The organism is Thermoactinomyces mirandus, from assembly GCF_013868055.1.
Taxonomy (GTDB): domain Bacteria; phylum Bacillota; class Bacilli; order Thermoactinomycetales; family Thermoactinomycetaceae; genus Thermoactinomyces; species Thermoactinomyces mirandus.
In genome coordinates this window covers 63,130-85,303 of the sequence record NZ_JACEOL010000036.1, presented here as the reverse complement: position 1 = coordinate 85,303, position 22,174 = coordinate 63,130, and the positions used below count along the sequence as shown (strand labels likewise).

Below are 22,174 nucleotides of genomic sequence, written 5' to 3'. Positions count from 1 at the left end.
GTTTCAGGAACTCTCCCCAAAAAAAAGCCAGAAGGTTTCCCCTCCAGCTAGTATAACATTACATGCGTTCCGGCGCTTCTACTCCGATTAATTTCAATCCGTTTCTGATTACCTGGGCGATCGCTCCAAGCAAAGCCATCCTTGCCCGGGACAGTTCGGCATCATCGGTAATCACGCGACAGGCATTGTAATACCGGTGGAATTCGGACGCCAGTTCATGCAGGTATCGAACCACTTTATGCGGAGCCAGCTGCCGGGCCGAAACAACAATTTCCCCCGGAAACTCCCCCAGCTTTTCCAGAAGGTCAAATTCCTGTTCCCTGTTCAATAACTGAAGATTTGCCGTATCAAGCGACAGGTTAAACCTTTTTTCGCTTGCCTGGCGAAATACGCTCATGATGCGGGCATGGGCATATTGTACATAATAGACAGGATTTTCATGCGAACTTGAAACCGCCAGATCCATATCAAAGTCCAGGTGACTGTCAGGACTTCTCATGACGAAAAAGTACCGGGCCGGATCGATGCCCACTTCATCAATCAACTCGACCAAGGTAATGGCTTTTCCCGTTCGTTTGGACATTTTCACCAGTTCCCCGTTCTGGTACAATTTCACCATCTGGGTAATGACAATTTCCAGCTGGCTCGAATCATAACCCAGTGAGGCGAGCGCCGCTTTCAGTCTTGTAATATAGCCATGATGGTCAGCGCCCCACACATTGATGAGATGCCCGAATCCCCGGGAAAACTTGTTCCGGTGATAGGCAATATCCGGTGTCAAATAAGTGTACGAACCATCCTGTTTTACCAATACACGGTCTTTATCATCGCCAAACTCGGTCGATTTCAGCCACAGGGCTCCATCCTTTTCATAGGTGTATCCCCTTTGTCTGAGCGCTTCCAGAGTTTCTTCAACAGCCCCCGATTCATAAAGGGAGGTCTCCCTGAACCAGACATCAAATTCGACGCGGTATTTGGCCAGATCCGCCTTGATTTTGTCCAGCAGACGTTTTTTTCCGTACTCGCGGATTTTTTGCAATCTTTCTTCCCGGTCGAGATGAAGGAGACGGTCTCCTTCCTGTTCAACCAGATCCCTGGCAATATTGATAATGTCCTGACCGCGATAGCCGTTTTCCGGAAACTCAGCCGGCTGGCCCAACTGCTCCAGATAACGGGCTTCGATGGATAAAGCCAGCATCGTGACCTGATTGCCGGCATCATTAATGTAATATTCACGAGTGACATCATATCCTGCGGCATCCAGGATGTTGCAGATGGCATCCCCGACCGCTGAACCACGCGCATGCCCCAAATGCAGGGAGCCAGTGGGATTTGCGGAACAGAACTCCACGTTGATCTTTTCTTGCCCTCCGGCCTGTGTCCGCCCGTATTGGTCTTTGGCTTTGGCAATTTCCCCGATCACCTGCACCAGAAAGGAGCGATCCATGAAAAAATTAATAAATCCCGGGCCGGCAATCTGGATTTCCCGAATGCTTCCTTTTTGTTTATCAATATGTTTGACAATTTGTTCTGCAATCTGACGCGGGTTTTTGCGGGCAATTCTCGTCAATTGCATGGCAATATTCGTCGCCCAGTCTCCATGTTCTTTTTCTTTTGGAACTTCCAGTAAAATATCCGGAATCTCCGCTTCATCCACAAGCTGTGCCTGAATGATGGCCTGCCTTATTTCCTGCTTCAATACTTCCTTTTTCTGCTCAAGCGGATTCATTGCATCATCCTCCTATCCACCTCAAACCGAGTTCGTATTTTCCCAATCTTTGCTTTCCCATATGTAACAGGAACGAAAAGCGAAGCTGTCCCTCCTGGTCCAGCCGCTTGCGCTTGTAGGTCAAGGTTTCTACTTCCATTTCTGTAGCACCTGCGGGAGTATAGACAATGCTTTTCATCGTTTTGCCCGGTTTGTAGAATTGCCTGTAAGATACGGAGCCTTTCCGGACAATCAGGATCTGATCAGGCCGGGACTTGACTGCCGTTACAATTTCCTCGCTGGTACCGCCGTTTTCCTTGTACCAGAGAATCCATTCACCATCTCCTTTTTCCTGAAAGCGGCCGGGCAGTTCCTGTCTGATTACTTCGGGTTTCTGATCCATCTCCTGCCAGATTGTTGATTCAATGAAAATCTTTACCGGGATCATTTCCCCCGCCCCTTTTCATTTAATAACAGTATCTTAACACTGGTTCCAAAGATTTGCCACGTCCCCTTTTCAACCTGGGTCTCCCCAAACCCGGTCATATAGTAAAACGAAAAGGATGACTTTCCTTAAAAGGCTTACCAAAATTGCGGATTGCCTTCTTCGCGGCAGAATTATTCTGCAAAGCCAAGCAGCATTTCACGTACCAGTTTGGCAGCCAGGATGGGCGTCTGTTCACTGTGATCATACGCCGGAGCCACTTCAACCAGATCCGCTCCCACCACTTTTGCGCCAGAACGCGCAATTTCGTGAATGGCCCACAGCATCTCCCTGCTGGTAATCCCGCCAGGCTCCGGAGTTCCGGTCCCCGGTGCATGGGCCGGGTCAATAACATCAATATCGATGGTCACATAAACAGGCCGTCCTTCCAGCCCGGGTAAACATTTGACCAATGGGTCAACCACTTCAAACGGATAAAAATGGATTCCGGCCTCTTCCGTATAACGCACTTCTTCCCTGGTCATCGAACGGATGCCAAATTGATAAAGGTTTGATCCCCCGATCCGTTCCGCGATCTTGCGCAAAGGGGTTGCATGTGAATAAATTTCCCCTTCATAATCGGTTCTCAGATCGGCATGGGCATCGATATGAATGACAGCCAGGTCAGGATAACGCCGATATACTTCTTCCACAACCGGCCAGGTAACCAGATGCTCCCCGCCCAATCCCAGCGGAAATTTTCCTGCATCCAGTACCTTGCTGACAAACTGGTGGATAGCCCGTATACTTTTTTCGGGATTTCCAAAAGGAAGAGGAATATCTCCGGCATCAAAATAAATGATGTCTGACAGATCCCGTTTTAAATAATGGCTGTATTCTTCATGTACCAGAGAACTTTCCCGGATTCGCGCCGGTCCGAAGCGGGACCCGGGGCGAAAACTGACAGTCCAGTCCATTGGCATTCCATAAATGACAGCTTGTGCATTTTCAAAATCATTGCTCGCGCCTATAAAAACATTTCCCGAATATTTATCATCAAACCGCATCACTGTCATCCCTGTCGGTCAGCAAATCAAGCACAAACTGTGGCAAATCAAACAGGGAACGATGTATTTCCGGACGATAGTATCGGGTATTCATAGATTGCAGGGAACTTGTATCCACAGCAAGCGGATCATATTTTTTTGATCCAATGGTGAAACTCCACAAGCCGCTTGGGTAGGTAGGAATGCTTGCCGTATAGAGACGGGCGATCGGAAATGTATCTGAAATGTCACGGAATACCTGGCGGATCAGTTCCTGGTTAAACCACGGGGATTCCGTTTGTGCAACCATAATCCCGTCCTCTTTGAGCGCTGCGTGAACTCCCTCATAAAACGGCTTCTGAAACAGCCCGACAGCAGGTCCCACCGGTTCGGTGGAATCGACAATGATCACATCATATTTTCCCGGATTTTGCTGAATGTGCAATATCCCGTCCGTTACCTGTACATCAACGCGTTCATCATTCAATTTACCGGCAATCTGCGGGAAATACTTTTTGGAAGTCTCGATCACCTTGCCGTCGATTTCAGCCAGGACCACCCCGGTCACGGAAGGATGGCGCAGAACTTCCCGGACAACGCCTCCGTCTCCACCGCCCACAACCAGTACTTCCCTGGGCTTTGGATGGGTATTCATGGCCACATGGCTGATCATTTCATGATAGACAAATTCATCCCGGTCCGTTGTCATCACCATTCCATCCAGCACCAGCATCCTGCCAAACTGGGCCGTTTCTATGACATCCAATGATTGGAAATCCGATTTGTCATGATATAACGTTTTCCTTATTTTCAAGGTAATGCCATGGTTTTTTGTCTGCTTTTCCGTATACCACAATTCCATATCCATCTTCCACCTGATCTCCTTTCATCCCGTTTCGGGCTAAACTGCATCTGTCGATAACATACTAAGAATAATGTATGTCTTTACTTGTTACAATCATTTTCCCAATCATAAAAACATCCTTCTATCCAGGTATATTCTTCCTGCTGTCTCCGCATAATATTCTTACCCAAGCTGGAAGAAGCTACCGGAAGGAGCCTGTTTGTGAGAAAACAAGATTCCTCAACCAAGACACCTTTTGATGATACCCCCGATATTTTTCGCTTCATCGACCGATGCGCCCGCGTTGTGCGTGTCACGGTGAACGGTATCCTTTTGCTGGCCCTGTTTTGCGGAATCGGATTATTGGTTTTAAAGTCACGCCCCCTTCCTCCTCCCGATACTTATTCAAGTTCAACTATCTTCGATGACCAGGGCAAAGTGCTCGGAACCCTTGACAACGGGGAACCTCGTGATATCGTCCGGCTGGAACAGATCCCCCGGTCACTGATCAAGGCAACACTGGCCGCTGAAGACAAGCATTTTTACGAACACCACGGTTTTTCCTTCACCGGAATCGGACGGGCCGTCCTGGCCAATATCAAGGCAGGCAAAGTGGTGCAGGGAGCCAGCACCATTACCCAGCAACTGGCACGCAATCTGTATTTGACCCACGACCGCACCTGGAACCGGAAACTGAAAGAAGCCATCTATACTTTGCAATTGGAACTGCATTTCAGCAAAGATGAAATCCTCCAGCTTTATCTGAATGAAATCTATTATGGACATGGTGCCCATGGCATTGGCCGGGCTGCAAAAATGTATTTTAACAAAAAAGTGGAAGACCTGAATCTGGCTGAATCCGCCTTGCTGGCGGGCATCCCCCGCGGCCCCTATTACTATTCCCCCTATCACCATCTTAAACGAGCCAAAGACCGACAACAACACATCCTGGACTTAATGGTAAAAAACAGGTTCATTACAAAAGCGGAAGCAGAATCAGCCAGGCAAAAGGCGATTGCCATTGCTCCCCCTTCCAGTCACAAAAAAGTGAGCGCCAATTATTTCCGGGATTACCTTGTCCAGACGGCCGTTACCAGGTATGGGCTGGATGAGTCGCTGGTCAGAAATGGCGGTTTGAAGATCTACACCACCCTGAACCACGATATGCAACGGGCTGCGGAAAGGGCGGTACATCACTATACCCGGAATCACGAAGGATTACAGGGGGCCCTGATTTCAGTCAATCCGCACAACGGGCATATTAAGGCAATGGTTGGCGGCAAGGATTACAGCGAATCGCAATACAACCGGGTATTTGCACGGAGACAGCCAGGCTCCTCCTTTAAACCGATTGTTTACCTGAGCGCGCTTGAAAACGGATTTACTCCCTTGACAAAAATCATGAGCCAGCCGACTGTTTTCCGGTTCGGAACAAATACATACGAGCCGCACAATTTCCAAAACCATTACGCCAACCAACCGATCACGTTAAGGGAAGCAATCGCCCGCTCCGACAATATCTATGCCGTTAGCACACTTACACAGGTGGGATTTGATCCCGTCATTCAAATGGCCCGCCGCCTGGGAATCCAAAGCAGGATCAATCCGACTCCCTCTCTGGCGCTGGGAAGTTACCCCGTTTCCCCTTACGAAATGGCGCAAGCCTACTCCACCATTGCCGCCGGGGGAGTAAAAAGGCCACTCGTCGGCATCACAAAAATCGTCGACCCGTATGGACGCGTTCTGGTTGAAGAAAAAACGGAACCGGAACGGGTTACTTCCCCGGCCCATGCGTTCGTTTTGACCAAGCTGTTGGAAAGCGTACTGAAACCTGGGGGAACAGGACAACGCGTCTATCACCTGTTTTCCCGTCCGGCGGCAGGAAAAACGGGAACCACTGACTGGGACGGATGGTTATCCGGCTACACTCCCGATCTTGTCACAACGGTTTGGGTCGGTTACGACCAGGGGAAAAAACTGTCCCACCAGCAGGCGCATCTTGCCCAGTATATCTGGGCCCGCTACATGGAAAAAGCCACCAAAAAGCAGCCGGCTCGCGTCTTTGCCATGCCTCCCGGCGTAAAGGCGGTTTACGTCGATCCGGCTAGTGAACAAATCGCCACTACCCAATGTGCCGGGAATCAGGTGCAACTGGAATACTTTGTGGCAGGAACCGAACCCCAGACCCGTTGCCAGCCTTCAGGCAGCCCGACAAACAAAACACTTTCCATTTTACATCGCTTCCTGCGCTGGTTAAACAGCTTCTGATTCAATCCAAAACCCGGTACACGTTTGCAAATGTGTGCCGGGTTTCCATTATTGCCAAATCAACTGACATCACTAACCATATGAAGAGCGGAGCGGTTTCGTTTAACCCGGCATCTTGGAGGTACCGGGGTCCAGATTCTCAACATTCATCGCTTCCGCCCATTTTTCCTTCCCCGTCCGTAAAGACTCCATCGTTGAAGATGGTGATCATCCCGGCTGATTCCAGTTCCTTCATGACCTGATACAAACTTTGCCTTCTTTCCTCCGGCAATGAACGTACATACAGATTGATCTGTTCTCTGGGCACATTTGTCTGATAGTGGACGCCCCCATGCTGGGCAAAATATTCAATGGAATTGAGAAAACTCACCTTTAAGCGCCTCCTTTTTAACTTTAGCTTGAACCAAAGGAAGCGGAAATATATCATGCAAAAAACAAAAAAACGGGCAAAATTGCCCGCCATTTCTGTGTCCTAGCAAAAGATTCCGAAACCACACTTTCAGTGTACCCTGACCTTTAACATGAAACAAGATTCCCGAACAATTGTTCAAATACCGTTCGATTTTCAAAAATAAGCCCGGAATGATGGTTCACCGGCCATTTTGATTCCTTTATTTTGCAGCACACTCGGGGTTTGGTGCATAACCTGTGTTATCCTTTTCGGCTGTCCGCTCTTTTCTTTCTTCATTTTTTTGCCGGATATGACAGGATAACCGACTCACCTTCTCTTCCCCTGACCCCGATTCACCAAATCTGGTGGCGATACTCTGCTCCGCTTTTCTCATAATTTCTGCAATTTTTTCTGCCACTTTGGGGCTGATTTCCACTTCCCCATTCCGTTCTTCCAGAGTTCCCTCCCTGACTGGAGATCCATCCTTTTCCTGATCATGTCCATGGGGTGATACCGCCGGTTCGACAGCTTTTCTCCCTTCTGTCGCTTTTCGGACCCGATTCAGCTTCAACACCTTGATCGGGGTTTTATCCTTAAACTGCACTTCATTGCTTTTCAGGTCAACTTCCTTGATATGCTGCCGGGACTGTCTTTCCGGCAAATACAGTTGGAAGGTTGTGCCGCGACCGGGCCGGCTGTTTACCGTGATTTGCCCGCCATGTTCGGAAATGATGCGCTGGCAGATGGAAAGCCCCATCCCGGTACCATCGCCTTTGGTCGTAAAGAAAGGATCAAAAATCCGGGAAAAATCTTCCGGTTTGATTCCACTCCCATTATCCTTTACCGTGATCACCACAAACTGATCCGTCCTTTTCCAGCCCACCTCAACTTTTCCTTTTTTCGTCAACGCTTCCAGACCATTTTGAATGAGATTGATCAGAACCTGTTTAATCTGCTCAGGGTCGGCCTCGATTTCCACATCTTCCTGCGGAGCAGCCGGCGTTAATTCATGTCCCATCAACAGGGCTTTTGGCTCTAACAGACTTAAAACATCACTCATTAACTGATTCAGGGAAAAACAGGTAATCTGTTTGGGCTTTGACTCGCTCAAATTAAGAAACTGCTTCAGCAGATCGTTGATCCGGTCAATTTCCGGCAAAATAATTGATTCCCATTTTTTTACTGCTTTGGATTCAGCCGCTGATATCTGTACAAATCCGCGAATCGACGTGAGCGGATTACGGATTTCATGAGCCAGGCCGGCGGCCAGTTGTCCCAGGGCAGACAATTTTTCCATATGGCGCCGCTGTTCTTCCTCTTTATGCCGAATCCGGTTTTGTTCAATGCGTAATCGCTCTTCTGCCAACCGGATCAGTTCTCCCCCGGATTTGGCTTCCTGCGGGTAACTTGCAAAACCAAGGCAATAGTTGACCGTGCTCTGTTCCGTACGAATTTCCGACATGATGGCATCAATCGTCTCCAACAACCTGCGCAACACGGTTTCATCTCCCATCAGTCCAACTGCAAACTGGTCGCCATCGTAGCGGGCAAGTTTCGCAGAAGGGGGCAGGTGTTTCTTTAACTGGCGGGCGATTTGCACGAGAATGCGGTCACCCACGTCAATTCCTTCCTTGGTGTTGATCTGGCGAAAGTAAGTCAGGTCCATACAGATCACATGATAGGTAGGTTCGGGCCAAATTCGGGATAACGTGCGAATCACCTGTTCCTGAAAACCATGCAGATTATACAGGCCAGTCAGCGAATCGCGCAGATAGATTTCATCCAATTCCTTCTGGAAATCCCGCAATCTCTGGTTGGATTCATTTTTCTGGTCCACCAGGTAGCGAATTTTTTTTCTTTGTTTTTGCAATTCAAAAAACATGTCCCGCACGTGATTGGTCATCCATGTAACCCAGAGAAACAGCAGACAATAGCTCAAAAATTCAATGATCATCAACCGGTTCCAAACCGTAAACACGGAAATCGACAGATAGCCGGCGAGAAAACAGGTTATAACGGCATAACTGTTTTCCTCGCTGGACCGAAACAGGACATAACCCAGGACAATTAAATAAACCGTCAGGATCGGAATATTAAAAGTGAACAAATCCAGCAGCAGGATGGTCAGAAGGATGGCTCCCATATATCCGTAACGCGGAAAACGTTCTATCCACTTTTGTTTAAGAAATAATAGAAAAACCAATAAGACCGTTACCAGACCTACACTGACCCAATGCAGAAGGGGGTAGGCCGAAAATATTTCCTGGATACCATAATAGAAGAATCCCTTTTCCGTCAGCGCATGATAGTCCAACACTTTGGCTCGCACTCCCCGGTTGCTATATTTTGGCAAATTTCAACTTTTATATACAATCATTGTAATTCTTATGATTGATTTCTTCCACTAACTAATAAAAGAATCCTTCAAATCCTGCCTTCTTCGACAAAATCTATCAAATTTTGATTTCGCCGGTGACATTGATCATATAAAATGGAGTCCGCTACCAATTGTAGACGGACTCCTTCATTCCTTCTGTCTGTATTTCCTCCACACTGTGATTTCCTCATTTTTTCATGATGTCATTCAATCACTCAGACTTTTCATCAGGAACTTATCCCAGATAATTGACCATATGGCTAAAACCCTTGTTCGCTTTTTCCTTGCTTTCCGCTTCACCGTCTGCCGGACGTTTTTGCATGTGATCCCAGGCACCATAAGGATCTTCCATGGCAATCTGTTCCCTCTTCAGCAAGGTCAGCTTATGTTCATCGGGATAAGGATGATACATTCCCTGGGCTTCATGAGCTTCCATGCCTCCATAGGAGACTTGTCCCATCGAACGCGGCGGGAAATGCGGCTGTTCGTTCAGCAGCGTATGAACCACCGTCTCCTTCAAAATATTTTTAATTTCCTCGCTGCGATAACCGCTTTCAAGACCTTTAATCCATTGGTACACAGGGCCATCCTCCGGAGTGAAAGTCACATTGCGCTGGGTTGGCACATATTCGCTCCGTTTCTGGATCTGCTCTTTCAATTGCCGTCCGTCGCAAATCGATTGCAATGGGAAGTAATTGTTCCTCAGGTAAGACTGGATGCAGTATTTGACCAGCATCGGGAACTGACCTTTCGGAAGAATTTCATACCAGTAGCGAACCAAACGGTCCTTTTTGCCAAGATAAACGCCTACCGTAATGGAAGACATAAATACACCTCCGTCAACTAGTTAAAAAATTTTAAATACCTAGAATTAATATTAATGGTAACAGGTGATCTACAAGCCCGTCAACGGGAAGACTTTGTCGAATCGTGTTATATATTTTCGAAAATGAAAAAAACATGCTTAACGCATGTGCAAATTATTTAACCCACAAAAAATCGGGCAAAAATATTTTTTATTTTTATAAAAGTAAAAATATTGTTTTTAAACAATAAACCGATGGGTTTTCCGAATCCGATCATACATATGGAGATCCTCCAAAACGCGGAACATTTTGAAATCGGGGCGTGTATTCACTTCAAAGATCCAGATTCCCAATTTTTTGTCAACCCCCAGATCGATCCCCAATTCCCTTAAACCTGGGAAAAAAACATTTAATGTTTTAGCAACTTCTTTAGAAAGATTATATATTTTTCTCATCAGGAAAATAGTTTGTTTTTTTTGTGCCGCCACCTGATATAACGCTTTTGGAGCTTCTACAGGCTGTCCGCCTTTGCAATGATTGGTCACGATTTTTCCCGGAGCCGCAATTTTGGCACAGACTCCGCTGATTTGCCAGCTTGAAAGCGGCTTTTGCAAATGCACACGCAAATCGAATGGGCGACCGTTGATTTTCCCCAGATCGATCCATTGTTGAATAATATAATGACGTCTCGGATTCAGGAAACTTTTCAGATAAAAGGGAAGTTTCCTTGCATCAATCACCTTGCGGCTGTTTAACGTATGCAGTTCCACTTTCCGGGAACCCAGTTTTGTTACCCGAACCGTCCCGGCCCCGCCACCGCCCTTGTCCGGCTTGATAAACACCGCAGAGTGACGGTGGAGCATTTGTTTTAACTGTTCGTAATTATACCATTTTGTTTCAGGGATATGGGGACTGATTTTTCCGTTTCTTGACAGGACCATCGTTTTCAGCGTCTTGCTTGCAATTTGCTGATAAGGGAGTTTTTTCATCCGAATCCCTCCTTTTTTCCTTTATCTTATTCCCGCCACCTGTTACAAGATCTTCTTCCGGTGCCCAATTTTTGGTATGATCTCTTCCCCGCCGGTTTCATCCTGTCCTGTTCCATTTTTTAAGGTTCCGTGGAAATCAGACGCTTTTTCCGTTTATCCACAGGAGCGGATGATAAAATAAGAAACATAAAAACCAATTGTACTCACCAGGCAATTGTGGGACAATGGTTTTAACTTTCAACTGTTTATAAATTCCAGTGTACCTGCTATAATGATAAATTTTCCGGATTCAGGGGAGAAGGTTCTCTTTTTACACCGAAAAAATCTGTCACAGGAGGGATCACCCTTGAGCGCCAAAATTTATGTCGTAGAAGATGAAAAACCGATTGCCGATATCATTCAGTTCAATCTTGAAAAAGAAGGATATACGGTTGAATGCATCCATGATGGCAGCGAAGCAATTCAAAAGGCACTATCCTCGCCTCCTGATCTGATGCTGCTGGATCTGATGCTGCCGGGTGCTGACGGGATTGAAGTTTGCCGACAAGTCCGACAACATTATCAATTTCCCATTATCATGCTTACTGCCAAAGATTCGGAACTGGATAAAGTGCTGGGGCTGGAAATGGGCGCCGACGACTATGTCACCAAGCCTTTCAGCAACAGGGAACTCCTGGCACGGATCAAGGCCAATTTAAGGCGTTCCAAGACAAGCAGGAACAACCGGGAACGTGTGGAAAACAAGGAACATACCATTAAAGTCGGCGACATATCGATTGACCCGCACAGCTTCGTCATTACCAAGAAGGGGAAAACGATTGATCTGACCCACCGGGAATTTGAATTGCTCATTTATCTGGCCAAACATGTAAACCAGGTATTGACCCGGGAACACCTTTTGCAATCCGTGTGGGGGTATGATTACTTTGGGGATGTTCGCACGGTTGATGTGACAATCCGCCGGCTGCGTGAAAAGATTGAAGATGACCCCGGCGCTCCCAAATACATTATCACGCGTCGTGGCATTGGTTATACGATCCGTGATCCTTATTCGGAACGGTAAACGGGTGATAAACGGTGAAAAAATGGAAACAGCTAGTCAACAGTATTCAATGGAAATTGGTCGTTATCTACCTGTTGCTGATCATCATGGCCATGCAGCTGATCGGGGTTTACTTTTTCCGCCAGCTGGAAAATCATTTTACTGACAGTCTGAACCAAAACCTGCGTACCCAGGCCGAGGTTCTGAAAAAAATGGGAGTCGCTGAGGAACTCGCAAAAGGGCAAAATGACGAAGAGCGCTCCAGACACTTAAATACCCTGCTGAGCAAATTGGCCCCTTCCCTGCAGCAATCAGATATGACCATTCACATCATTGATGAAAACAATTTTATTATTGCTTCCACGGAACCGAATCAAAGCAAACTGAAAAAACGGCCTTTCACCTACAGTTTGCCTGCGCAGCCAACAGAAGTTTTGAAACGGACCGATCCGGCAACAGGACAGGACTACCAGTTTTATACGGAAAAACTGTCCAGCGGCAACAATTATGCAGGCATGATTTATATTGAAGCTCCGTTGAAGCAGACTTATGAAAACATCAAGGAAATCAGCGTGATCCTGGTACAGATCACCATCGTTTCGCTGATCATTACCAGCCTGCTGGTTGTCATTCTGGCCCGAACCATCACCTCGCCCGTCAAGGAGATCACCGAACAGGCAACCTTGATGGCAGCGGGAGATTTTAACCGCAAAGTCAGTTTGAGAAGCGAGGATGAAATCGGGCAACTGGCGCACGCCTTCAATCATCTGGCTGCCCATCTCAGAAATGCCCTGGCGGAAAAGGAAGAAGAAAAGGAAAAACTGGAGTCCGTCCTGGCAAACATGAGCGATGGAGTGATCGCAACAGACAGTCTCGGACAGGTCATCGTAAAAAACGAGTGGGCTGAAAAACTGCTGGAACATCCTGTGGAAATCGGCGAAACGATCGATAACATTCTGCCGTCCGATACACTGATCGATCTGCCGCTGACCAGGGAACGGCAGACTTATCTGGAATTGAAACCGGATGATCCTGAGACCAATACAATTCTGAAAGTAACCTATACGCCAATCAAGTTAAAGGAAGAAAACATGTACGGCATGGTCATCGTTTTGGAAGATGTCACGGAACAGAAGCGGCTGGATCAACAGCGAAAAGATTTTGTTGCCAATGTTTCCCATGAACTGCGGACACCTTTGACCACCATTAAAAGTTACCTGGAAGCCCTGGAGGACGGGGCGATGGATGAACCGGAACTTGCCAGGCGTTTCCTGAAAGTGACAAGACAGGAAGCTGACCGTATGACCCGGCTGATCCAGGACCTGTTGCAACTGTCCCATCTGGATTCACGCAAGATCACTTTTCACAAGCAGCAAATTTCCCTGGAACCCCTGCTTCAGGAAGTCGCTGATCATTTCAGTTTCCAGTGCAAGGAAAGGTGCATCTCCCTTACCTTGTACACTCATTCAAAATTGCCGCAGATCTTTGCCGACCGGGACAAACTTCATCAGGTATTGGACAATCTTGTTTCGAACGCTGTAAAATATACACCTGACGGCGGGTCGATCGCCATCGTCGCACAAACCGATACGCAGGGAATGGTGGAAGTAGGCATCGCCGATACCGGAATCGGAATTCCCAAAAAGGATTTGGGAAGAATTTTTGAACGGTTTTACCGTGTGGACAAGGCTCGTTCCCGCAGCCTGGGGGGGACCGGGCTGGGACTGGCGATCGCACAGGAAATTGTTCACCATCACGAAGGCGAAATCGAAATTGACAGCATCTATAAAAAAGGAACATTGGTTTCCTTTACTCTGCCCCCTGTAACAGGAGGGAAAAAAGATGAATAAAAAATGGTCGGAACACCTTAAAACAGGATTGTTGATCAGTCTTGTCCTGGCCAGCTTTGTACTGACAGGTCTGTTATGGAAAGATGCACCCGGAGACAGGAAAAAACCTTACGATCCGCTTGAATCGTATACCATAAATCACATTTATGACGAAAAATACAACGAGCGCAAGGTTTATCAGGTGGCCGCTCCAAACCAGATGATCGTCCACATGAAAGGCTCCGCCACGTGGCTTTTGCCGGAAGATCCGGATTATGAACAACTGCTGGGGCAGATCCAGCAATCCGCATTCAGTGATGCATCGCCGGTTGACATCCAGCCGGAGCTGTGGAAAAAAGTATTTACCCAGTATCCAGGTGTGGAACTCGCCTTTCCGGATGATGTATCCCTGGAATATCTCGACACTTTCTTTAATGAATCGCTGTCCCAGTATTTTCCCATATTGCAGCTTTCTTCGGTTAGCCGGGTGTGGTTTTTTTACAATCAGGAAAACCGGCAAAGCTTTGCCTGGTTCATTTCTGACGAAGACCAGCAGATTGTTCAAGTACAGGCCAGTTTCAAAAAAACTAATCTGGAAACCATGTTGGCCAAACTGGGAAACCGATCGTCACCTGCCCTGGTTCCTGTTCCTGCAAACAGAAAAAATCCATGGGAACCCGCCAATGAAAATGAACCTTTTGCCCGGATGTTCTATCTTCCGGATACATCTCTTCCGATTGTGAAAAAAACATACAAATTGGAGAACATTTCGCCCAATACCATGATTGGCTGGTTATTCAAGGATCCGGATGTGCGTCCGATCCCCATCAATAAAAACGAAGACCTGTACATGTATGACGAACAGATGATGACCGTCAATAAAACAGAAAATTTCATGGTTTACAGCGAGACGGTTGATGAGCAGGACGGTGAGATGCTGCCTCTGGAACAGCAGCTAAAAGCGGTGAACAACTTTGTGCAACGTCCGCATGGCTGGACCGGAAATTATTTGCTGGACCAAGTGGAAACCGGGGAGAATGCGTTCAGTGAGTTCACCTTTCGGCTCTACATGAACGGTTATCCCGTCTATTGGCCTGAAGGAGACCTGATTCACCCTGATGAAATCAAAGTCCAGACCAATCCCATTGATAAGGTGGTCAATGTCAACAAGTATCACCGTTCTCTTCTCTATCTCGCCGGAAATCCCCAACAGAAGCGCCAAACTCTTCCCGACCGGGAGACACTTCTCGGGGAACTGGCCAAAAGGAAAATCCCGTTAACCAGCGTAAAACGGATTTATCCAGGTTATCAGGCAGATTCTTCCAACAAAAACAAGCAGGTAAAATTAACCCCGGTCTGGGTTGTCAAGACATTGTCCGGGCAACAAACCTTGATCAGTTCTCCATAACAGGGAGGAACCCATATGGACTGGAGTCGAGCCAAAAACATTCTGATTGTCAGCTTTCTGATTCTCGATCTGTTTCTCGGCGCTCAATATATTCAGATGATACAAACACAGTCGAAAATCATCCACGAAGACCAGATTAATCGCAGACAGATTGAACAATTGCTGGAGCAGGTTCATGTCAAGGCCAATATGGACCTGCTGGAAAGAAAGATGGTTCCTGAACAGTTGGGAGTCTATAAAGCAGTGGTTTCCGATTTGGAAAAACCGTGGAAAAAAGAGGAGCAGGGAAGTTATATCCAAACATTCTCGCCGCGGCTTTCCTTTGAAAATGAACAGGATTTGGAACGGATTCTGAAACAGCAGATTCCTTTTTTCTCCGATTTTCGCTATGATAAGGCACTGTCGTCCAAACAGCGCCGTGTTTACGTGCAGATTGTTGACCAGGTTCCATTATTTAACGGAAAAGTGGAAGTCAATCTCAAAAACAACCAGATTGAATCGATCCGCGTTCTTCATTTTACCCAGCTGGAAAGATTGTCCGTGGTCTCCCTGGCCAATGTGCACACAGCATTGTACCGTCTTATCACCAATTGGGAATTCAACCAGCACGCCACGATTCGCAATGCCAATATTGCCTATCGTTCAAAAGTGTATAACAGTGTCGATAATGAACATATTCTTATTCCTTACTGGTACTTTGAATCCGGAAAAGATTACCTTTTTATCCAGGCCAACAGACGCGGGCAAAATGAAGAAGTTGAGAAAATGCCCATCATCAATCCAAACAGCAAGGGAACGAATGAAACATGAAATTTAGTGTACTTGCCAGTGGCAGCACGGGAAATGTCATATATATTGAATCAAGACAGGCACGGTTTCTGGTGGATGCCGGCATCAGCGGGAAACAATTGACAGAACGCCTTCAGCAACTGAAGGTGGATCCGTCCACATTGACAGCCATTTTTGTCACTCATGAACATATTGACCATGTAAAAGGGCTCGGGGTTTTGGCACGCCGTTTCCAGATACCGGTCTATATGAATGAATCGACCTGGAACCATTTGCCATCCAGTGTCGGAAACATCCCGGAACCGCTCAAGAATGTCATTGAAACCGGAGCTGCCCTTGAACTGGAGGACGTACTGATTGAATGCATTCCGGTTTCCCATGATGCAGCGGAACCGGTCGGATACCAGATCCGCCATGGAAGAGAAACATTTGCCACGGTGACCGATCTGGGTTATGTAAGCTCCCGCATCATTGACCAGCTGCAGGGAATTGACACCCTGGTGTGGGAAAGCAACCATGATGTGGAGATGTTGAGAATGGGTACATATCCATGGAATGTAAAACGGCGAATTCTAGGTGATACCGGTCATTTATCCAATGAAGATGCGGGAGAGGCACTGACGGAAATTCTGAAAGGAACCGGGGAGAATGTCTACCTGGCCCATCTCAGCAGGGACAACAATGTGTGTGAACTGGCCCACCTTACTGTGAAGAACATCCTGGAAGAAACGGGAATGAAAAGCGGCCGCGATTTTTATTTATGGCCGACATTTCATGATCGTCCCACTCCCCTGCAGGAGGTTAAAGCAAAAGTAAAAGCCTAGGGTGGCCCGGGTCAGGCTGCCCCTGCCTGTTATTCCGTTTTTTTGAAAAACTGTTTTTGACTGGGTTCCTGTAAATCTTTGCTTAAATCTTTATCTATTTTTACTGCCATACGAGCAATTTCGTCTTTTTCAATCAGTTCTTTTTCGACCAGTAAATCAATGAGTGCTGACAATAATACACTTTGTTGGTAAAAGCGCAACTTCAAATCTGCCAATTGACCGGCCAAGTCCAATTCTTCCCCCGGGTTCAGCGAGCGCAAATGTTTTACCCTCCTGGGTTTGTGTTGATCCATATTTCCAACCCCTAATCTGTCCTGACATATATACTTTTTCTATTTATCTCCTCTTTTTTCCTATTTTATATCGCCCGGGTGAAAACTTTGCGCCAAACCGGGGGGAAGCGGCAATTCTCCCGGATTTAATTGAATTTTTTCACATGAACTACACACAAATCACTTACAATGATAACAACGGAACTTGATCAAAAACTATTCATTTTGGGTATATTAATTTGCAGGAGGGAACGCCATGGGATTTTATGATGAACCGGATTATCAGGATCAATCGAAAAAAAGATTTTCTTCCCCACCAATTTGGGTTACCTTTGTGTCTGCAATCATTGGTGGGCTTGTTGTCTTATTCCTGTCTCCATTTCTCATGGAAAAAGGAATCATTCCCACACCTACGGACCAGAAAGAAGAACTGTTTGACCAAAAAACAACCAGTTACCAGGTTAATTCAAAGATCACCCAATCCGTAAACAATGTGGGACCAGCCGTTGTCTCTGTCATCAATCTGAAAACTTCCGGCGACTTTTTCAGCAACGAACAGGTCCAGCAGGGAACGGGATCGGGTATTATTTTCAGGAAAGCAAACGGAAAAGCCTTGATTGTAACCAACAACCATGTTATCGAGGGCGGGTCCAGCTTCCGGGTCAACATCTCCACCGATGACGGCAAGCACCACGAAGTGAACGCCAAACTCCTCGGAAGCGATGAATATACTGATTTGGCGGTCCTGGAAATCGATGATCAATATGTGTCAAAAGTGGCGGAATTCGGCGATTCTGACACATTAAAAGCCGGAGAACCGGCTATCGCAATCGGAAACCCGCTTGGGCTCGGGCGCTCCATTACAGTTGGAGTCATCAGTTCTCCCAAACGAACCATTGACGTTGGCGGAAACATGGCTACCGATGTCATTCAGACGGATGCAGCAATCAATCCGGGCAACAGCGGCGGAGCACTGGCTAATATTGCCGGGCAGGTGATCGGAATCAACACCCTGAAAATTTCCGAATACGGGGTGGAAGGTCTTGGTTTTGCCATTCCCGCAAATGAAGCCCGTCCCATCATCGAATCCCTTGTGAAAAACGGCAAGGTCGACCGGCCTTATCTGGGAACCAGCCTGGTAGATCTGGACCAGCTTCCCGTTTACGTGCTCCAGGATTTACAATTGCCCAATTCGGTCCGTGAAGGAGTGGCCCTGGCTGAAGTGGTAAAAAACAGTCCGGCTGGTCAAGCAGGGCTCCAGCCACGCGACGTGATTGTCGCCATTGATGACCAGAAGATCTCAAACAGCTCGGAACTCCGGAAATATCTGTACACAAAAACGGAAATCGGTCAGAAAGTTACCGTCACTTACTATCGGAGCGGTCAGAAAAAAATGGCAGACGTCATATTGGGGGAAGCCCCCAAAACCTTCCAGCGATAAACAGGAAATGAAAAGGGTGGCCTGGGACACGGCTTTCACTTGTTTCATTTTTTCATCTTTCGGCATCGATTTGAATTGAAGTGAGGAGATTTTTTTGAAAGAAAGCATCTGGTATGCTTGTGAAGAACATGTGGATATTACTCTTGATGATTTTGTAGATACTTACGGGATTCCTCCGATCATGGATGTTTGCGGGTCCCTTCCTTCCCGCGCCAAATGCAAATGGTGCGGAAACAAGCCGAAGTATCAGCTGAAAGCAATGGAGCCAAACACGAAATAGTTTTTTCTCTGTGAAAGGGTTTTTTATGAAAATACAAATCATAGCTGTTGGCAAACTGAAAGAAAAATATTTAAAACGGGCTTGTGCTGAGTACCTGAAGCGGTTAGCCCCTTATGCGAGGATGGAAATGATCGAGGTTGCGGAAGAAAAAGCCAATGATCCCGTTTGTCCTTCGCAAATGGAACGGATTCTGGAAAAGGAAGGGGAACGGATCTTGCGTTACTGTTCCCGGGATTCCTATGTGATTGTGCTGGCGATCGAAGGCAGGTCTTTTACCTCAACGGAATTCGCCAGAAAAATGGACCAGCTGGCCACCTATGGGAAAAGCCATCTGGCATTTGTCACCGGCGGGTCTTATGGCTTGTCCCCTGCCGTATTGAAACGGGCCAACCTTTCTCTTTCCCTTTCAAAAATGACTTTCCCTCATCAATTGATTCGCCTGTTCTTGCTGGAACAAATCTACCGCTCCTTTAAAATTATCCGGGGAGAAACCTATCACAAATAAAAAAACCTCCCAGAAGCATGGTGACTTCCGGGAGGTTTTTTTCAGGCATAAACAGGGCGAACCTGAACCGTTTGGTCCCTTCCCGGCCCCACAGAGAAAGTGGCAACCGGAATTCCGGTCAAGTGGGATATCCGTTCGATATAATGCTGTGTTCCCGTCGGAAGCTCATGAATGCTGCGAATTCCCGTAATGTCCTCTTTCCAGCCGGGCAATTCCTCATAGACCGGTTTGCATCTTGCCAGGACATTCAGGTCAGCCGGATAATTTTCAATCCGTTTGCCATCCACTTCATAGGCAACACAAATTTTCACCCGATCCAGTCCTGTCAAAACATCCAGTGAATTTAACGATAATCCTGTTATTCCACTGACCCGGCGCGCATGCCGCACAACCACCGAATCAAACCAGCCTATCCGTCTGGGGCGGCCTGTGGTCGTTCCGTATTCCCTTCCAACTTCGCGAATCCGGTTTCCGATTTCGTCATGCAATTCCGTCGGGAAAGGTCCGTCCCCAACCCTTGTCGTATAAGATTTGGCAACGCCAATCACTTGATGGATTTTGGTCGGACCGACTCCTGAACCAATGCATACTCCTCCCGCCACCGGGTTGGAAGAAGTGACAAACGGGTAGGTTCCCTGGTCGATATCCAGCATGACTCCCTGGGCCCCTTCAAACAATACCCGTTTTCCCTGATCAATCGCATCGTTCAGGACAACAGAAGTATCGGTTACATATTGCCGAATGCGGTCAACACATTCCAAATACGGTTCATAGATCTCCTCAAAAGAAAAACCTTCCACTTGATAAAGTTCCAAAATGCGGTTTTTCTCCGCCAGATTCCGTTCCAGTTTGTTTTTGAACTGCTCCGGATCAAGCAAATCACTGATCCGAATGCCAACGCGCGCAGCCTTGTCCATATATGCCGGCCCAATCCCTTTACCCGTCGTACCAATTTTCTCAGAGCCTTTCCGATTTTCAAGCGCCACATCCATCCGCAGATGATACGGCATGATCACATGGGCACGATCGGAAATCCTCAGATTATCGGTAAAAACTCCACGTTCATGTAAATAATCGAGCTCTTCAACCAGTGCTTGCGGATTTATCACCATTCCATTGCCAAGCACACAGGTTTTTTCCTTGTAAAAAATTCCCGAAGGGATCATATGCAGTTTGTACCGTGTTCCATCAAACACAACTGTATGCCCTGCGTTGTTTCCGCCTTGATAACGGGCAACAACTTCAGCTTTTTCAGCAAGGTAATCGGTTATTTTCCCTTTCCCTTCATCTCCCCATTGGGTACCAACTACAACAACCGTGGACATATATCGTTCCCTCCTGAGACGAGGTTTTGCTAGGGGATTCCGTCGTATCATATCATCCGAATATACCCTAACCACATGCTCATTTTATCAGCAATGCTTAAAACAAGTCAATAAAAAATCGAACATTAATAAAAAAAGTTAGTCAATCATTCGGGAATTGGTGCGCGTTTTACTTCCAAACTTAGAAATTTATTGTAGTTTTTCAAGAATAATAATTCGACTTTCCCAACCGGGCCATTCCGCTGCTTTCCAATAATCAGCTCGGCGATATTCGGCTTCTCCGAATCCTCATGATAATAATCATCTCGGTACAAAAACGTGACCACATCGGCATCCTGCTCAATCGAGCCGGATTCCCGCAAGTCGGACAACATGGGACGCTTGTCCTGGCGCTGCTCAACAGCCCTTGACAATTGGGATAAGGCAATAACAGGGACATCAAATTCCCGGGCCAGCAGTTTTAACGAGCGTGAAATCTCGGAAATTTCCTGTTGCCGGCTATCGCCTCCGCGTCCCCGGATCAATTGCAGATAGTCAATCACCACCAGTCCCAGACCATGTTCCGCTTTCAGGCGGCGCAGTTTGGCACGAATATCGTAAATGGTTATGCCAGGGGAATCATCGATAAAGATCGGGGACTCGCTTAATGTACTCATGGCCATTGTTAGCTTTTCCCAATCTTCCTCATTTAAATTCCCCGTCCTAAACGCCTGTGCATCAATATTTCCTTCCGCTGCCAACATCCGGGTTACCAGTTGCGAGGCGGACATTTCCAGACTGAAGATGGCTACGGTCTTTCCAACACGCACTCCCACATTTTGCGCCAGATTCAGGGCGAAAGCGGTTTTCCCCATACTGGGTCGTGCCGCCACAATAATCAGTTCCGACCCTTTCAGTCCGGAAATCATCCGGTCCAGATCCACGTATCCGGTAGGAATCCCGCTGATGCCGCCTTTATTGAAATGAAGCGCCTCAATTCGTTCGTAAGATTCCAGTAAAGCGTCATGAATCGAAATAAAACCGGCACCCCGAATAGTTCGCTGGGAGATCTCCAATATTTTCCGTTCTGCTTCATCAAGAAGTTGCCCAAGTTCTTCCTGTCGCGTATATCCGGAAGCTGCTATCTGGGTTGCTGCGCGAATCAGACGCCTTAAAATGGCCTTTTCTTCTACAATTTTGGCATAATAACCGACATTGGCCGCAGTCGGCACGACACTGGCCAATTCATTCAAATACGGGACTCCGCCAATCTCGTCCAACAGCTTTCGATCATTCAATTCTGCCGTCAGTGTTACCAGATCAACCGGCTCACCCTTGTCGGCCAGTTCATTCATCACCTGGAACAGTTTTTGATGAGCCTGACGGTAAAAATCTTCCGATTTCAATCGCTCATTGACAGAAATGAGAACAGAAGGGTCAAGCAAAATTGCTCCCAATACGGCTTGTTCTGCTTCCTGATTATGAGGCGGGAGTCGATCAGCAAACAAATCACTCATCTTCCTTATCCCTCCAAATTCGCAAAAAAGCACTCCAGACCTTGGTGGAGTGCCGCGACTGTCCAAAAACATAACCTGACCCTGGAGACATCCGGTTGCTTCCCGGACAT

20 protein-coding genes are annotated in these 22,174 nt (G+C 47.1%); 9 read left to right on the top strand and 11 right to left on the bottom strand.

From position 1 onward, the window contains the following. Positions 1-58 precede the first annotated feature (58 nt). The 4 genes from argS to speE form a co-directional block, all read right to left on the bottom strand. Entirely contained in the window at positions 59-1,729 is a 1,671-nt protein-coding gene (gene argS / locus H2C83_RS11640; RefSeq protein ID WP_181740911.1) for an arginine--tRNA ligase, read from the bottom strand. Positions 1,730-1,733: 4 nt separating this feature from the next. Beyond that, entirely contained in the window at positions 1,734-2,156 is a 423-nt protein-coding gene (locus H2C83_RS11635) for a YwiB family protein (protein ID WP_181740909.1), read from the bottom strand. A 170-nt stretch (positions 2,157-2,326) separates the two neighbouring features. After that, positions 2,327-3,199, bottom strand: coding sequence for an agmatinase (gene speB / locus H2C83_RS11630; RefSeq protein WP_181740907.1), 873 nt, complete (start codon positions 3,197-3,199; stop codon positions 2,327-2,329). Next, positions 3,189-4,040 carry a polyamine aminopropyltransferase gene (gene speE, locus H2C83_RS11625; RefSeq protein ID WP_181740905.1) on the bottom strand — a complete coding sequence of 284 codons (852 nt, stop codon included), beginning with the start codon at positions 4,038-4,040 and terminating at the stop codon, positions 3,189-3,191. The genes speB and speE overlap by 11 nt, the downstream gene beginning before the upstream one ends. A 204-nt stretch (positions 4,041-4,244) precedes the next feature. Between speE and H2C83_RS11620 the strand changes: the two genes are divergently transcribed. Then, positions 4,245-6,290 (top strand): transglycosylase domain-containing protein, encoded by a 2,046-nt coding sequence (locus H2C83_RS11620; RefSeq protein WP_181740903.1) that lies wholly within the window; start codon positions 4,245-4,247, stop codon positions 6,288-6,290. Positions 6,291-6,429: 139 nt separating this feature from the next. Here H2C83_RS11620 and H2C83_RS11615 read toward each other — a convergent pair whose 3' ends face one another. The 4 genes from H2C83_RS11615 to H2C83_RS11600 all read right to left on the bottom strand — a co-directional run bounded on the left by H2C83_RS11615 (position 6,430) and on the right by H2C83_RS11600 (position 10,853). Continuing rightward, the gene (locus tag H2C83_RS11615) at positions 6,430-6,660 is read right to left on the bottom strand and encodes a hypothetical protein (protein WP_181740901.1); all 231 of its coding nucleotides are present in this window, start codon (positions 6,658-6,660) and stop codon (positions 6,430-6,432) included. A gap of 241 nt (positions 6,661-6,901) precedes the next feature. Further along, positions 6,902-8,998 (bottom strand): ATP-binding protein, encoded by a 2,097-nt coding sequence (locus tag H2C83_RS11610; RefSeq protein ID WP_181740899.1) that lies wholly within the window; start codon positions 8,996-8,998, stop codon positions 6,902-6,904. A 295-nt stretch (positions 8,999-9,293) separates the two neighbouring features. After that, positions 9,294-9,884, bottom strand: coding sequence for a hypothetical protein (locus H2C83_RS11605; RefSeq protein WP_181740897.1), 591 nt, complete (start codon positions 9,882-9,884; stop codon positions 9,294-9,296). A 219-nt stretch (positions 9,885-10,103) separates the two neighbouring features. Next, positions 10,104-10,853: a YheC/YheD family protein gene (locus tag H2C83_RS11600; RefSeq protein ID WP_181740895.1), complete on the bottom strand. Its 750-nt coding sequence runs from the start codon at positions 10,851-10,853 to the stop codon at positions 10,104-10,106. 346 nt (positions 10,854-11,199) lie between these two features. Here H2C83_RS11600 and yycF point away from each other — a divergent pair, with 346 nt between their 5' ends. The 5 genes from yycF to H2C83_RS11575 all read left to right on the top strand — a co-directional run bounded on the left by yycF (position 11,200) and on the right by H2C83_RS11575 (position 16,745). Next, entirely contained in the window at positions 11,200-11,916 is a 717-nt protein-coding gene (gene yycF / locus H2C83_RS11595) for a response regulator YycF (RefSeq protein ID WP_181740893.1), read from the top strand. Positions 11,917-12,002: 86 nt separating this feature from the next. Continuing rightward, positions 12,003-13,745, top strand: a complete 1,743-nt coding sequence (locus tag H2C83_RS17805; protein ID WP_376766361.1) for an ATP-binding protein — start codon at positions 12,003-12,005, stop codon at positions 13,743-13,745. After that, on the top strand, positions 13,738-15,132 hold the full coding sequence (locus tag H2C83_RS11585; RefSeq protein WP_181740889.1) for a YycH family regulatory protein: 1,395 nt from the start codon (positions 13,738-13,740) through the stop codon (positions 15,130-15,132). The genes H2C83_RS17805 and H2C83_RS11585 overlap by 8 nt, the downstream gene beginning before the upstream one ends. A 15-nt stretch (positions 15,133-15,147) precedes the next feature. Continuing rightward, positions 15,148-15,942, top strand: a complete 795-nt coding sequence (gene yycI, locus H2C83_RS11580; RefSeq protein ID WP_181740887.1) for a two-component system regulatory protein YycI — start codon at positions 15,148-15,150, stop codon at positions 15,940-15,942. Further along, entirely contained in the window at positions 15,939-16,745 is an 807-nt protein-coding gene (locus tag H2C83_RS11575; RefSeq protein WP_181740885.1) for an MBL fold metallo-hydrolase, read from the top strand. Before yycI ends, H2C83_RS11575 begins: the two co-directional genes overlap by 4 nt. A gap of 29 nt (positions 16,746-16,774) precedes the next feature. Here H2C83_RS11575 and H2C83_RS11570 read toward each other — a convergent pair whose 3' ends face one another. After that, the gene (locus tag H2C83_RS11570) at positions 16,775-17,038 is read right to left on the bottom strand and encodes a hypothetical protein (protein WP_181740883.1); all 264 of its coding nucleotides are present in this window, start codon (positions 17,036-17,038) and stop codon (positions 16,775-16,777) included. Positions 17,039-17,273: 235 nt separating this feature from the next. Between H2C83_RS11570 and H2C83_RS11565 the strand changes: the two genes are divergently transcribed. The 3 genes from H2C83_RS11565 to rlmH all read left to right on the top strand — a co-directional run bounded on the left by H2C83_RS11565 (position 17,274) and on the right by rlmH (position 19,243). Then, the gene (locus H2C83_RS11565; RefSeq protein WP_181740881.1) at positions 17,274-18,458 is read left to right on the top strand and encodes a S1C family serine protease; all 1,185 of its coding nucleotides are present in this window, start codon (positions 17,274-17,276) and stop codon (positions 18,456-18,458) included. Between the two features lie 94 nt (positions 18,459-18,552). Then, positions 18,553-18,738 (top strand): CxxH/CxxC protein, encoded by a 186-nt coding sequence (locus H2C83_RS11560; protein ID WP_181740879.1) that lies wholly within the window; start codon positions 18,553-18,555, stop codon positions 18,736-18,738. A gap of 25 nt (positions 18,739-18,763) precedes the next feature. After that, positions 18,764-19,243, top strand: a complete 480-nt coding sequence (gene rlmH, locus H2C83_RS11555; protein WP_181740877.1) for a 23S rRNA (pseudouridine(1915)-N(3))-methyltransferase RlmH — start codon at positions 18,764-18,766, stop codon at positions 19,241-19,243. Between the two features lie 41 nt (positions 19,244-19,284). Here rlmH and H2C83_RS11550 read toward each other — a convergent pair whose 3' ends face one another. Further along, complete coding sequence (locus H2C83_RS11550; protein WP_181740875.1) at positions 19,285-20,568, bottom strand: adenylosuccinate synthase; 1,284 nt, start codon at positions 20,566-20,568, stop codon at positions 19,285-19,287. Between the two features lie 146 nt (positions 20,569-20,714). Next, a complete protein-coding gene (gene dnaB / locus H2C83_RS11545) occupies positions 20,715-22,064 on the bottom strand; it encodes a replicative DNA helicase (RefSeq protein ID WP_181740873.1) in 1,350 nt (449 codons plus the stop codon). Positions 22,065-22,174: the final 110 nt, after the last annotated feature.

What these genes read in the sequence shown, in the direction of transcription:
- argS (WP_181740911.1), bottom strand. Translation starts at nt 1,729, where the DNA reads ATGAATCCGCTTGAGCAGAAAAAGGAAGTATTGAAGCAGGAAATAAGG.
- H2C83_RS11635 (WP_181740909.1), bottom strand. Translation starts at nt 2,156, where the DNA reads ATGATCCCGGTAAAGATTTTCATTGAATCAACAATCTGGCAGGAGATG.
- speB (WP_181740907.1), bottom strand. Translation starts at nt 3,199, where the DNA reads ATGCGGTTTGATGATAAATATTCGGGAAATGTTTTTATAGGCGCGAGC.
- speE (WP_181740905.1), bottom strand. Translation starts at nt 4,040, where the DNA reads ATGGAATTGTGGTATACGGAAAAGCAGACAAAAAACCATGGCATTACC.
- H2C83_RS11605 (WP_181740897.1), bottom strand. Translation starts at nt 9,884, where the DNA reads ATGTCTTCCATTACGGTAGGCGTTTATCTTGGCAAAAAGGACCGTTTG.
- H2C83_RS11600 (WP_181740895.1), bottom strand. Translation starts at nt 10,853, where the DNA reads ATGAAAAAACTCCCTTATCAGCAAATTGCAAGCAAGACGCTGAAAACG.
- H2C83_RS17805 (WP_376766361.1), top strand. Translation starts at nt 12,003, where the DNA reads ATGGCCATGCAGCTGATCGGGGTTTACTTTTTCCGCCAGCTGGAAAAT.
- H2C83_RS11585 (WP_181740889.1), top strand. Translation starts at nt 13,738, where the DNA reads ATGAATAAAAAATGGTCGGAACACCTTAAAACAGGATTGTTGATCAGT.
- yycI (WP_181740887.1), top strand. Translation starts at nt 15,148, where the DNA reads ATGGACTGGAGTCGAGCCAAAAACATTCTGATTGTCAGCTTTCTGATT.
- H2C83_RS11575 (WP_181740885.1), top strand. Translation starts at nt 15,939, where the DNA reads ATGAAATTTAGTGTACTTGCCAGTGGCAGCACGGGAAATGTCATATAT.
- H2C83_RS11570 (WP_181740883.1), bottom strand. Translation starts at nt 17,038, where the DNA reads ATGGATCAACACAAACCCAGGAGGGTAAAACATTTGCGCTCGCTGAAC.
- H2C83_RS11565 (WP_181740881.1), top strand. Translation starts at nt 17,274, where the DNA reads ATGGGATTTTATGATGAACCGGATTATCAGGATCAATCGAAAAAAAGA.
- rlmH (WP_181740877.1), top strand. Translation starts at nt 18,764, where the DNA reads ATGAAAATACAAATCATAGCTGTTGGCAAACTGAAAGAAAAATATTTA.
- H2C83_RS11550 (WP_181740875.1), bottom strand. Translation starts at nt 20,568, where the DNA reads ATGTCCACGGTTGTTGTAGTTGGTACCCAATGGGGAGATGAAGGGAAA.
- dnaB (WP_181740873.1), bottom strand. Translation starts at nt 22,064, where the DNA reads ATGAGTGATTTGTTTGCTGATCGACTCCCGCCTCATAATCAGGAAGCA.